Genomic DNA, 12,408 nt, shown 5'->3' with positions numbered 1-12,408 from the left:
GCTCGCGATATGGTCGCTTATAAAATGCGAGTTTAGACTTATCAAAGTAAGCAAAAAGAGGCATGATAACCATACGCTTAACCGGCAATTAACTTTGCAATAGTTATGGTTTTTGTCTCATGTTGCATACTATACTATCTTCTAGAAGCTAACTTTGTTAAGAGCTATACTATGCTTTATTAAGAGCTTACTGTTATCTAGGTCTTGAGGATTTACCTTAAGTCAGCTATCCATTCTCATTTTTATCTATTCTTGTTGCTAGGAAGCCGCCATTATCATGTCTATTGTGCCGTCAAACTCCCGTTCGTTCATCGCATTGCCCTTGACTCTTGCCGTATCAGCTCTACTTATCAGTGCTTGTAGTAATACCTCAGCAGTAAAAAACACGGGCGTTAAAAACCAAACCCCTGTCGTTGTCAAACGGCCAACTGCGGCGTCGCAAACAACAGCTAGCGATGACTATTCAACGGCTTATTTGGATGCAGAAAGCTTAGATGAATTGGCAGATCTATTAGAAGCCAGTGACATGACTATGGTTGAAGGCAATAAACTTGCCATTCAGCAGTACGGTGATTTATGGAATCGCCTGCGCGCCGGTTATCGGATGAATGCTGGACGCCCTATCTATAATCAACGCATTGAGGGTCAAAAGGGTTGGTTTACGAGTAGACAAGACTATCTTAACCGTTTGACCGCGCGCGCCAGTCGCTATTTATATCATACCGTGCGCGAGGCGGAGCGCCGCAACATTCCTACCGAGTTGGCATTATTACCAGTTATCGAGAGCTCGTATGATCCTAGTGGTACTAGTAGTGCGGCCGCCGCAGGCCTGTGGCAGTTCATCCCAAGTACTGGTCGCATCTATGGTCTTAATCAGAGCAGTACTTACGACGGTCGCCGCGATGTTATTGAATCGACGCGGGCCGCTTATGACTTTTTGACGGCACTACACAATCAGTTCGGCAGTTGGGAGCTGGCCTTGGCGGCTTATAACGCAGGTCCTGGACGCGTTCAAAAAGCTATTGATGCCAATGCTGCGCGAGGATTGCCAACAGATTATTGGTCACTAAGATTACCTACTGAGACGATGAATTATGTGCCACGCTTTTTAGCAGTCGCTGAAATTGTCGCGAATCCGTCACAGTTTGGGGTTTATCTGCCTGCCATCGCCAACCGTCAGCATTTTCGCAGTGTCCCTGCCAACTATGGCGTCAGTTTGGCTGAAGTCTCTCAGATCACTGGTGTCAGCTACGATGAGCTTGAAAGATTAAATACCGCACTTACTTCTGGCCGTATTGATGGTTCAGGCCCACAGCGAGTCATTATCCCTAATGATGTCGCGGTCAATATAGACGCAAAACTAAGCGCACTACGAGGTAATGGCAGTAGTAACGTCATTGCCTCTAGCACCTCAGCTACGCCAAGCACATCAGGATCGACTACTTATAATAGCAAGCCTTATAGCAGCGGATCGCTACCTTCAACGGGAGGCGGACTGGCTGAATATGCTGCTAGCGCTAGCGTACCGCAGCAAACGACCAGTTATATCTCGCCGGCTGCTACGCCATCGAGTAGCTCGGTGTATAGCAGTAATAACAATAGTAGAACTGAGCCACCAATCACTAGTAGCGAAACCCAAAAAATCAACGCTGAGCTAAAAAGCAGTAACAGCTTACCGACGACTTCTGCGCAGATAACCAGCAACAACACTATTGTGCAAGAGCCGCCGCTTAGCCAAGAAGAGCGCGACTTTATTGCCAAACAGATTCAATTACAAACTCCAGATCAGCGTGAGGTGGTCAGCTCGGTTGATGGTAATATCAAATTATCAGCCGTACAGACTCAGCAATCTGTATTAGAAGCTAGCGGTAAAGAAAAAAGGCTTAGTTTTGCAACTAACGCTAACAGTAAAGCAAAGCCACAAGGCAAACGCAGCACTTATACCGTAAAACGTGGCGATACTTTATCTAATATTGCCAGCCGTGCTGGGATAAGCTGGCGTGAGATTGCCGAGTGGAATCAAATAGATCCTAAAGCTAACTTACTCTCTGGCAGTACTCTATACTTATATAATGCCAAACCTATCGAGCCTTTAAGCAGTGCTAATACACCAGCTCAGCCTGAGAGCTATGTGGTGCAAGGCGGCGATACGCTGATAGGTACGGCCAATCGCTTTGGCTTATCAGTCACTCAGTTAGCGACTTATAATAATCTAAGTAGCCGCGCTGATTTACTGCGAGGTCAAAAGCTTTGGTTAGTGCCAGGTAAAGTAACCGCGCCTGCTATTACTCCTGCTGCTCCTCCGCGTAATCGGGCAAAGTCGACTACCGCGACCAAGAGCTATAGAGTCCAATCAGGCGACGGTCTTATAGCACTTGCTAAGCAGTTTGGTATCTCAACCCAGGCTTTAGCTGATCTCAATGGTCTAAGCAGTACAGATTCGCTATATGTTGGCCAGACGCTAAAGATACCTGCAAATGCCGATACGACAGCGTCAAGTAACAACTCGGCTAGTCGTTCAAATAGCTCGGTCGCAACCACTAACTATAAAGTAAAATCTGGGGAGACGCTCATAGGTATCGCCAATAGTTTAGGTGTGAGCGCAGCGCAAGTGGCAGCTGTTAATAGTAGCTTTGATGAACGAGCTCGCCTGCAACGCGGTCAAACGATTAAAGTACCAGTATCAGCATCACAAGTGGATAATAAGCTCAATGATAAGCCCATTAGCTATAAGATTCGTTCGGGCGATACTCTCATTGGCGTAGCCAATCGCTATAAGATTGGCGTCAGTGATTTGGCCGCTGCTAATAATTTAAGCACCACCTCGAATCTAATATTAGGACGCAGCTTGACGATTCCAGCCGAAGGCGGTCGCTCTAATACTACGACGAGCACTGCTAGTAGCGCTTCATCGACTAGTAAAGCCAGTACCGGTAAAAGCCTCAGTAATACCGAGAACTATAAAGTACAATCAGGCGATGGCTTAATAGCTTTGGCCGCACGCTTCGGGGTACCAGTTGCAGACCTTGCTGCTACCAATAACCTAGCCACAAACGCGCAATTGCAGCGCGGTCAGACGCTTAAAGTGCCAAAAATGACGGTCAGCTATACAGTGAGTTCTGGCGATAGTTTGATTGGGCTAGCGCGTAAATATGGCGTTTCTACCAAAGAGCTGGCTGATATGAATAATATTGCCACTGATACGATGCTACAGCGCGGTCAGCGTCTAACCGTGCCTAATCGCTAGTTGTTCTTTAAGTCAGCTCACTGAGCTAATTGATGAGAATATAAAAAGCTGCTCTTATTATTAAGAGCAGCTTTTTATTGTTCAATGCTTTTTATAAGAAACCAGAAGTTAAGTATATTTTCTATTACACGCTATAAGTCTTGATAGTTTCAAGATAGCTTCTGATATTACTGACGTAATGCATGGCTTGACCGTAGCGGCTGTTGGAAGCTCTGTTATCTGATAAGTAGGCATATACGTTCGCCCAGCTTTTATCATCGATCCCTTGCTCACGTAGCTTACGCTGAATTCGTTTAACTGCATTAGGCCCCATATTGTAGCCGGCAAGCGCGAACCAAATCCGATCCGATTCTGGCACATCAGCAAAGTCAGCTTTTACTTGCTCTAAATAGCGAGCGCCGCCGCCGATGCTTTGATACGGATCGACACGATCAGAGACGCCCATAGCTTTTGCGGTGCTATTGGTCAGCATCATGATACCTCGTACCCCAGTGGGGGAGACAGCGTTAGCGTCTAGATGCGACTCTTGATAGCCCATCGCTACTAGCAGCTCCCAATCGTGATTGTAGTTCTGTGCTTGCTGCTCGAACTGAGTCTGATAATCAGGTAGTTTCTCTGTCAAGGTCTGCTGAAAGTGATTTTGACTATAAGCATCTTTGAGCAGTTTTTGATTATAAAAAGCCGCCAATTTCTGTGTGTTATTGATCTTGATATTATCACACAGGTAGCTACTAGCCGTTTGTGATAACAAATCACTAGCATCGTTGAACGTCCAGCTTACCTTTGGATTTAGACCGTTATTAGTCAAGCTAGTATCATAACCACAGCTTAGATTCACTGAAGCAAGATTAAGCTGATTGGTGAGCTGAGTACTAGCTGTAGTCAAAGCCATATCAGCCTCGCCGTTTTTTAATGCCGCAAGCGCCGTCTCTTCTGTCGCATAAGCTTTTAAATCGATAGTGACGCCAAGCTCGTCGGCATAGCTGCGCACCAGATCATAACCAAAACCGTGCTGAAAACCATCAGTAGCGAAGTAGGTGCTATCGCCAGGTACAGCAGCTATAGTCAAGGTTTTATCTAACATGACCTGATCATAAGCCGGTATCGGTACCTCCATAGTGGTAAGGCTTCTAGCGGGCAAAGATAATAACGCAATACTAGATATTTGAGCAATTTTTTTGGATTTGGCAAAACGAGTTACTTTAGCCGATGGAACGATCTTACTTTTGGTGCTAAGTGTGCGGCTGGCTGGACGTAATATATATGAAATACGACGTCTAGCACCTTGCGCGGATACTTTTACACGATAAGTAATACGCTGCATGGATGTCTCCTAATTGTAGCCATCCTGCTTACCCTTAGACTGACATTTATACTCAAAGTTCTCTGTTTTCACATAAATGTAGGTCTTCAACACTCTCAAACTCATCACTAAGACAATAGTTTGATAAGCAAAGTGTTGCTTGGTACCTTTATAAGATAGTCGACTAAACGAGCTTGTCGAAGCTGCTGGTTAGAGCAGTGCTATCAATAGCCTTTAACATCCATAAGCTTAAGGATGCACTAAACTCAATGAAGAGAGTAACTTGGTATAGTTTCTTCACTAGGCATCAAAATACTTATGCAGTAAGGCTATAAGATACTAAGGTAAGGCCATGAAAAAGTTATTGCGATAAAAGCAGAAGCGATAGACCGGATCAAAAGTAAATAAACCTTTAATCAGCATTCCCTTCTATGAATAACAAGCCGCTAACAATATTGCGCCTGCTACTCATAAGCCCTTATCCAGCGCCGATGTTAACTTTTTATAATGATAATCTATGGTAATTGACTATCTTCAAAAAACTAGCATCTCGCGCAACATTGAAATGAATACCTTTATTGCTATGAAAATCATCATAGCTAAAACCTAAAAAGGGACTCAATCAAGGTCATAACCGGAGGCTATATTAATGAAAAGTCTCATGACAGAACATTCTCTTACAATTATACTTTATGAGGAATATATAGCAATTATTCAAGTTACGTTAACAAAGCAGTAATAAAACTTAACAGTCACGCAGGGTTGACAATATCGACAAAAGTAACAGGCAAACCAAACTGCTCAGCAACTAATTCTCCTAGCGCTTGTATACCGCCGCGTTCGGTCGCATGATGACCACAAGCAAAGTAATCGACACCTAATTCGCGAGCACTGTGTGTGGTGCGCTCAGATATTTCTCCTGAAATATAAGCATCGCAATGCATCAGCGCTGCTTGCTCGATCATATCTTGCGCGCCCCCGGTACATATAGCGATACGCTCAATTTGCTTAGGCGTTGATTTTGCTGTGAGGGTAGCGTTTGTACTATTCTTTTCTGTGTTATGGGCAAGTGACTGATCAGTATTGCTGTAAGCGAGTGAAAAGTCACTTGCAATGTGCAAAGGTTTACGCTGTAGAGTTTGGGTAATCGTCTCAATCAAATCTGCTGCACTTTGCGGCTTACCAGTAGCAATATTACCAACGGGATGCGTCTCATGAGGGTAGAGAGCACCAGTTATGGTCAGTCCTAAACTTTCAGCAAGTTTGGCGTTATTGCCTATTAGTGGGTGCGCGTCAAGCGGTAGATGATAAGCAATTAAGGAGATACCATGCTGCATGAGTTTACGGATACGCTTACCTTTCATACCCGTGATAGGCTCAGGTTCACCTTTCCAAAAATAGCCATGATGCACCATAATGGCATCAGCATTAGCCTTGATCGCAGCATCTATTAGCGCCTCACAAGCGGTTACGCCAGTGATAATACGCTGGATAGGACGTCCGCCATCGACTTGTAGACCATTAGGGCAATAGTCTTTAAACGCATTAGTGTCTAGATAATCATCACAGAATTTGGCCAAGGCCTGTGCGCTTATGGATCGCGCTTCGTTATTGCTGCTGTTACTAGCACTAGCAGTTGGGTTATTAGAATCTAAGATATGTGTTTGGTTCATGATCTCTCCTGATTGCTTTCATGATTTGATGGCTTTAATTCTTTATATAAGTAGTAAAAATTAAATAAGTAGGGCAAAGGTTTTGCGTTTCAGCTGAAATGAAGTGTTTAAACGGGGGTTAGTTTAGCATATTGCTATTAAGGCAATTAATTGAGCTTATTTGAAGCGGGTATAAAATTACCTTTGAGGATAATAACTGAAAGGCTACACGATGCCTCACTACTGTATAATAAGCACAGTTATAATTGGTGAGCGCAGCTATTTCATATAGCCCTTGCCTTTAAAAAAGCTTATCGCAGCCTTATCTAAACTATAATATTTATCACCGTTTTATTCATTAGTATAAAATTTACAGAGGTTCTCTATGTCGTCTTCCCAAAAGCCTAACAGCCAGACATCGCTTTTAAAGTGGTTACCTTGGGCTTTATTATTAATAGTAATTGCAGCGTTTGTTTGGCTATTTATGAGCATGAAGACGCCCTCGAAGGCAACATGGGAGCCACCAAGGACGACACCTACTGAACAAGAAGCCTCAGCGCCAGTCGCTGATACGCCAGCGCCGATCTCTTCTTATCACAATGCCGTGGCGCGCGCTTCCCAGTCGGTGGTCAATATCTATACTACGCAGGCGATGGCAGAGCATCCCTACATTGACGATCCAGTATTGCGCCGATTCTTTGAAAACCATGGTGACCAGCAGCAAGGCCCAGGACCTACTAATTTAGGCTCAGGGGTTATTGTTTCCGAAGACGGTTATATCGTTACCAATGCGCACGTGGTCGAAAAAGCCGATGAGATTACCGTTGCTTTCAGTGATGGGCGCAAGAGCCGTGCCAAAGTCATCGGTACGGATCCAGATAGTGATTTGGCGGTGATTCGAGTCGATATGACTGGGCTGACGCCATTAGGGTTTCGTGAAGAGCCTATTCGCGTTGGCGATCTTGCGCTAGCAATTGGTAACCCCTTTGGCGTTGGTCAAACGGTGACGCAAGGCATCATCTCAGCTACTGGTCGTACAGGCCTTGGGGTCAATAAGTTTGAGGACTTTATTCAGACGGACGCCGCTATCAATCCAGGTAACTCAGGTGGTGCACTCGTTGATGCGCGCGGTGAGCTGGTCGGTATTAACACCGTCATCTTTTCGCGCTCAGGCGGCTCTATGGGTATTGGTTTTGCCATCCCAACCGCGCTCGTTGAGCAAGTAATGAACGCACTGATCAAAGACGGCCGCGTCAGCCGTGGCTGGCTTGGTATTGAAATTCAGTCGCAGCTGCGTGATCCAACTCAGCTTGAGACGTCAACTGGCGTCGAAGTGCTCAACGTCGTACCGCAAGGTCCTGCCGCGCTTAGTGGTCTAGAGACTGGTGATATTATTTTGACTATCGATGGGGTTGAGATGACCGATGCCAATACTTTAATTCAGTACGTAGCACGCAAGCCCCCTAATACGGTATTGAATACGCAAATTTTGCGCAATGGTAAAAATGCGAGCATTGATGTGACGCTAGCAGAACGGCCTACGCAAGAAGCGGTGCAGCGTCCTGTCATCATGGAAGGCGGCCCTGAAGATAACTATCACGGTGAGTCACAAGATCGACCGATGATGACTGAAGAAGAGCGCGACCGTATGCGCGAGGAGCTAATGAAGCTATTCGAAAACGAAGGCGCACCTCAATAATGATTCATATTGCTTAAGCGCTACTGTCCAAGTAGTCTTGAGTGATATGCAATACTCATCAATAAAAAAACGCGCTGTCTTTTAAAGATAGCGCGTTTTTTATGAGCGGTTTGTTTATTTATAAATCAATTTTTTACCATTTCATGATCGATATAGATAACGCCTTGTACGCGGCAGCAGCAGGCCAATATCTCATTGTCCTCAATCATCGCCAGTGGCGCAAAAGGATAGTCCACTACGTGAGAGCTTGCGATACGGCGTACGCGGCAGCTACCACAATAACCTTCTCGACATTGAAAATTGACCTCATGGCCGGTACGCAAAAGCCCATCCAATAGACTCTCGTCGTCATGTAAATAGAACTGCTGCTTACTGGTCATCACCCATGTCATAATTCACCTAACATTATTCATCTAGCATCATCAATAACGCGTCATTGCTCCATAGTGAAGCCTAAACTTGGCTACAAGTATAAAACCTAAATCAAAACTCTCTTATAACTGATAATCTTATAGCTCAAAATCATCAAAATCGCTATCGGATAAGTCTGAATTGATTTGACCGACCAGATATGAGCTGATCTCAGTCTCTTGCGGCGCCACCTGTACGTTATCAGATGACAGCCAAGTATTGATCCAAGGAATAGGATTGGACTTCGAATTTGGGAAGGCGGAGGGCAGGCCGACTGCTTCCATACGCAGGTTGGTAATGTACTCAATATACTGGCATAAAATATCTTTATTCAGGCCAATCATTGAGCCGTCTTTGAACAAATATCCCGCCCATTCCTTCTCTTGCTCAGCGGCCTTACGGAAGATCTCGATCCCTTGCTCATAACACTCAGCGGCAATCTCTACCATTTCAGGATCATCCTTACCATTGCGCATGAGGTTCAGCATATGCTGTGTACCGGTTAGATGTAGCGCCTCATCACGAGCAATCAGTTTAATAATCTTGGCATTACCTTCCATCAGCTTACGCTCAGCAAAGGCAAACGAGCAAGCAAACGACACATAAAAACGAATCGCCTCAAGCACGTTGACCGCCATGATGCATAGATAGAGCTGCTTCTTTAATGAGCGCAAATCAACACTGATCTCTTCGCCATTGACCTTATGCGTGCCGGCACCGTACAAGCTATACAGCTGCGAGTTACGATACAGCTCATCATAGTAGCCTGCGATGTCAGAGGCGCGCTCTAGAATATGCTCGTTTTGCATAATATCGTCGAAGACAAGGCCCGGATCATTAACGATATTACGAATGATATGCGTGTAGCTGCGCGAGTGAATGGTCTCGGAGAAAGACCAAGTCTCAATCCACGTTTCAAGCTCAGGTATCGACACCAGTGGCAGCAGCACGATGTTGGGGCTACGACCTTGAATGGAGTCGAGTAGGGTCTGATACTTGAGGTTACTGATAAAGATATGCTGCTCGTGCGAGGATAAATTACTAAAGTCGATACGGTCTTTTGAGACATCGACTTCCTCAGGACGCCAAAAAAACGACAGCTGCTTTTCAATCAGTTGCTCAAAGATCGGGTGCTTTTGTTGGTCATAGCGGGCGACATTGACCGGCTGACCAAAAAACATCGGCTCTGTAAGCGCATTATTCGGGGTTTGATTAAAGATTGAATAAGTCATGAAACTGCCTTTTTAAATATCTAGTTGATTGATATAAACGTTAAATACATTCTACAGGGTGTCTTACCAAATAACCTACAAGTTCTCCAAAGATATCTGCCCTTCGTTGACATAAGCTTTGAGCATCTCGCTGAGCTCACCATCATCCAAAGCTTCCAATTCATCGATAGCGCTTTTACGCTGCGGGCTTAATCCTTCGTCTTGAGGCTGTTTTGCCGCTGTTTTTTTAGTGACACGCTTTGCTGGTTTTTTCGCGGCTTTTGCGACCTCTTTTTTTGCGCTTTCTTGATTTAAGGCAACGCTTGGGTTCAATTGCTCGCGCACCGCTTCGATATCGACTTCTATTTGTACGATGTGCGAGCTACCATCATTAATATCTGAAAATACGTTAGGGATAAACAAACCACCGTCTTTGATGATTGCGGTATAGTGCACGTCTATGACCTCCGTCATTTTTATTCTTTATGTGTTGCGATTATAGCGGTAAAGTTAAAGGGTTTTTTTTGATTATGCTTGAGCTATGGTTGGCGTACTGCAAGGCTCTCATATACCTTATTGTTTTCTCTTTTGCCGACGGCCAGCACATAGACCACCACAACGTCATCTTTGACGCTATAGACCAAACGATAACCCACAGTACGCAATTTGATTTTATAGGTATCTGGATGCCCTGAGAGTTTTGACGCAGGCACACGTGGGTTTGATAATCGCTGCTGCAGCTTTTTTTTAAACTGCTGCTGAATACTGGGCGCTAGCTTTTTCCATTCTTTTAATGCCAAAGGATGAAACTCAAGACTATAAGTCATCCAATGTAACCTTTATCGGTGTCTGCCCGTCATTCATGCGAGCATTAGCGGTTTGGCTAAGTGCCATATCGTCCATGGCTTCCATCATACGCTCGTACATGTCTGTGGAAACTAAGTAAGCCACGGGTTTATTGTGATTTAAAATAGCCACAGATTCACCATCCGATTGTTTAATCAGTGCTGAAGGGTTGGTCTTGAGCTCTGAGATGCTAGCTGTCTGTGTCGCAAATATCGGTTGCATGATTCATTCTCCGCTAATATTGTGTCCTAAATATAGGGCTAATTTTAGCACGAAAATTAGGTCTTATTTGTTAATCTATATATTTTGTAGAACTTATAATCCTTAAAATTAGACAGAAGTTATAGAAATTCTTAAAGCTTGATGAAACATTTTGTGGATTTTTATATAACTAGTTCTGCTACATTCAAAGCTTGTTTTGTGAGACATGTCTCTAAAAGACCAATCAAAGCTATCTGGATACATATCTGAAACTCCAATAATACCTATCCTATAAAAGCAACTGATAAGTTCAGTGATAATATCTTCCCTGCTACCATTACGATCAATATATTCATAAATTACTAAAGCAACTGAATCATTGATATTTTCTTTTTTTAATAAAGGATAAATATTAATTAAGGCATCATCACTTACCATCGCCTTAAAACCATCAATTGATAAGACTTCATCGCAATTAGATATTAAATATGCTGTATATTTTAAAGACTCATAAATATCTTGCCATTCCTCATTAAGATTTTTGAGTCTATTCTTTGAGTATTCTTTTTCTGCTTTATGAATACTTCCCCACTCGATACGACTTTTATCAACTGCTTGTTCTAGACAGTAATTAATAAATTGAAGTATGTCTCTTGGACGCCAAAAAGTTCTAGTTATTAGGTACTGCCAAGGATCTCTATTTCTATTATTAACTGTGGAAGGAAATATATCTTCGAAAGTTATATCCATATTGTTCGAGTATTGATGTTTAAACAAAAAGTTTATACGTTTATCTACAATCTCCTTCAGTTCTTTATCAGTCCAATTTAATTTATATATATAAGAAGATAGCTTTTCTTCTTGAAACCCATGAGAGGAAACTTTATCTAGAGTTAGTTGGTATAAATCCAACCTTAATGACACAAGGATTTTAACGTTATTAATATTTCTAAAGTATTTAATTTCTTCAATCAAACTCTTTATTAAACTATACTTTACATCAATAGATACCCAGTTTTCGTCAAGCTTATCCATCAAAATATAGTATGGTTTTTTATTATCTGTAAAGATATGCTCGTTGAGCAAACTTATAACTTTTGACAACTCTGTTATTTGAAGATCGCTCACGATATTTCTAACTCTATTTTCAATCTGAGATTTCTGATCTTCCGTAATGTTTTTAGCGGCTTCAGCTGTTATTTTACTTTCGAAAAGAGAAGCATCAAAACCCGCTTTCACATCTTTAGTAAATTTCTTTACTATTTCCTCAATATTCTCTACTGATTCAATCCAGTATTTGTCAGACCATTGCTCCAAATAATGTAAAGCAGACTTTTCTTCCGTTCTTCTTATTAAGTTTCTTAATTCTTGAATGAGTTGTGAAAATTTATTCTTATCGTTTATTTTTGGATACTTTAGTTTTAAAAACTCTATAGTTAAAATATGTCTCCAAAGATATTTATAAAATAACTCTAAATTAATGTTTAACTCAGATAGGAATTTTATTATATTAGAGTTATCAATATATTTTAGAAAAATTTCTTCTAAGTTTATTATTTTCGATCGCTCGCTATCAACTTTTTCTTTTATCTTCAACAAAGAAGCGGTTTTTCCAGCTCCTGTTCTTCCTAAAATTAATGCTTCACTATCACTAGCATTAATCAATAAGCCCATCGATTTTTTATCGACGTAACATTCGGATAAAAACTTATGGTCGCTTTCAGCATCTAAGTGACCTATTTTCATATTAGGCTTTATTATTATAGTCAATCCACAATAAAAGAGATACAACCCATATCATGGAAGAGTTTAGGTAGATTATTCTCCATCCATCCTTG

The 12,408-nt window shown here is 42.5% G+C and carries 10 protein-coding genes; 2 read left to right on the top strand and 8 right to left on the bottom strand.

Annotation, left to right across the window (positions count from 1 at the left end):
• Window positions 1-277 precede the first annotated feature (277 nt).
• Window positions 278-3,247, top strand: a complete 2,970-nt coding sequence (locus ACS8FD_RS00050; protein WP_439273859.1) for a LysM peptidoglycan-binding domain-containing protein — start codon at window positions 278-280, stop codon at window positions 3,245-3,247.
• 124 nt (window positions 3,248-3,371) lie between these two features.
• Here ACS8FD_RS00050 and ACS8FD_RS00045 read toward each other — a convergent pair whose 3' ends face one another.
• Window positions 3,372-4,571, bottom strand: a complete 1,200-nt coding sequence (locus ACS8FD_RS00045; RefSeq protein ID WP_439273858.1) for an MltF family protein — start codon at window positions 4,569-4,571, stop codon at window positions 3,372-3,374.
• A 731-nt stretch (window positions 4,572-5,302) separates the two neighbouring features.
• Window positions 5,303-6,223 carry a Nif3-like dinuclear metal center hexameric protein gene (locus ACS8FD_RS00040; RefSeq protein ID WP_439273857.1) on the bottom strand — a complete coding sequence of 307 codons (921 nt, stop codon included), beginning with the start codon at window positions 6,221-6,223 and terminating at the stop codon, window positions 5,303-5,305.
• Between the two features lie 364 nt (window positions 6,224-6,587).
• Here ACS8FD_RS00040 and ACS8FD_RS00035 point away from each other — a divergent pair, with 364 nt between their 5' ends.
• Window positions 6,588-7,901: a S1C family serine protease gene (locus tag ACS8FD_RS00035; RefSeq protein ID WP_439273856.1), complete on the top strand. Its 1,314-nt coding sequence runs from the start codon at window positions 6,588-6,590 to the stop codon at window positions 7,899-7,901.
• A gap of 125 nt (window positions 7,902-8,026) precedes the next feature.
• On the opposite strand, the gene yfaE is transcribed toward ACS8FD_RS00035, so the two are convergent.
• The 6 genes from yfaE to ACS8FD_RS00005 form a co-directional block, all read right to left on the bottom strand.
• Window positions 8,027-8,293, bottom strand: a complete 267-nt coding sequence (yfaE, locus tag ACS8FD_RS00030) for a class I ribonucleotide reductase maintenance protein YfaE (RefSeq protein ID WP_439273855.1) — start codon at window positions 8,291-8,293, stop codon at window positions 8,027-8,029.
• A 117-nt stretch (window positions 8,294-8,410) separates the two neighbouring features.
• Window positions 8,411-9,544 carry a class Ia ribonucleoside-diphosphate reductase subunit beta gene (gene nrdB, locus ACS8FD_RS00025; protein ID WP_439273854.1) on the bottom strand — a complete coding sequence of 378 codons (1,134 nt, stop codon included), beginning with the start codon at window positions 9,542-9,544 and terminating at the stop codon, window positions 8,411-8,413.
• Window positions 9,545-9,619: 75 nt separating this feature from the next.
• Window positions 9,620-9,997, bottom strand: a complete 378-nt coding sequence (locus tag ACS8FD_RS00020; RefSeq protein ID WP_439273853.1) for a hypothetical protein — start codon at window positions 9,995-9,997, stop codon at window positions 9,620-9,622.
• 65 nt (window positions 9,998-10,062) lie between these two features.
• Window positions 10,063-10,350 carry a type II toxin-antitoxin system RelE family toxin gene (locus ACS8FD_RS00015; protein ID WP_439273852.1) on the bottom strand — a complete coding sequence of 96 codons (288 nt, stop codon included), beginning with the start codon at window positions 10,348-10,350 and terminating at the stop codon, window positions 10,063-10,065.
• Window positions 10,340-10,591 carry a type II toxin-antitoxin system Phd/YefM family antitoxin gene (locus ACS8FD_RS00010; protein WP_105246089.1) on the bottom strand — a complete coding sequence of 84 codons (252 nt, stop codon included), beginning with the start codon at window positions 10,589-10,591 and terminating at the stop codon, window positions 10,340-10,342. Before ACS8FD_RS00010 ends, ACS8FD_RS00015 begins: the two co-directional genes overlap by 11 nt.
• Window positions 10,592-10,699: 108 nt before the next feature.
• Complete coding sequence (locus tag ACS8FD_RS00005) at window positions 10,700-12,316, bottom strand: P-loop ATPase, Sll1717 family (RefSeq protein WP_439273851.1); 1,617 nt, start codon at window positions 12,314-12,316, stop codon at window positions 10,700-10,702.
• Between the last annotated feature and the right edge of the window lie 92 nt (window positions 12,317-12,408).

This window comes from Psychrobacter sp. 1U2 (genome assembly GCF_051847575.1).
The sequence above is the reverse complement of the archived record's forward strand: the minus strand, read 5'-3'. Positions and strand labels throughout refer to the sequence as shown.

What these genes read in the sequence shown, in the direction of transcription:
- ACS8FD_RS00050 (WP_439273859.1), top strand. Translation starts at nt 278, where the DNA reads ATGTCTATTGTGCCGTCAAACTCCCGTTCGTTCATCGCATTGCCCTTG.
- ACS8FD_RS00045 (WP_439273858.1), bottom strand. Translation starts at nt 4,571, where the DNA reads ATGCAGCGTATTACTTATCGTGTAAAAGTATCCGCGCAAGGTGCTAGA.
- ACS8FD_RS00040 (WP_439273857.1), bottom strand. Translation starts at nt 6,223, where the DNA reads ATGAACCAAACACATATCTTAGATTCTAATAACCCAACTGCTAGTGCT.
- ACS8FD_RS00035 (WP_439273856.1), top strand. Translation starts at nt 6,588, where the DNA reads ATGTCGTCTTCCCAAAAGCCTAACAGCCAGACATCGCTTTTAAAGTGG.
- yfaE (WP_439273855.1), bottom strand. Translation starts at nt 8,293, where the DNA reads ATGACATGGGTGATGACCAGTAAGCAGCAGTTCTATTTACATGACGAC.
- nrdB (WP_439273854.1), bottom strand. Translation starts at nt 9,544, where the DNA reads ATGACTTATTCAATCTTTAATCAAACCCCGAATAATGCGCTTACAGAG.
- ACS8FD_RS00020 (WP_439273853.1), bottom strand. Translation starts at nt 9,997, where the DNA reads ATGACGGAGGTCATAGACGTGCACTATACCGCAATCATCAAAGACGGT.
- ACS8FD_RS00015 (WP_439273852.1), bottom strand. Translation starts at nt 10,350, where the DNA reads ATGACTTATAGTCTTGAGTTTCATCCTTTGGCATTAAAAGAATGGAAA.
- ACS8FD_RS00010 (WP_105246089.1), bottom strand. Translation starts at nt 10,591, where the DNA reads ATGCAACCGATATTTGCGACACAGACAGCTAGCATCTCAGAGCTCAAG.
- ACS8FD_RS00005 (WP_439273851.1), bottom strand. Translation starts at nt 12,316, where the DNA reads ATGAAAATAGGTCACTTAGATGCTGAAAGCGACCATAAGTTTTTATCC.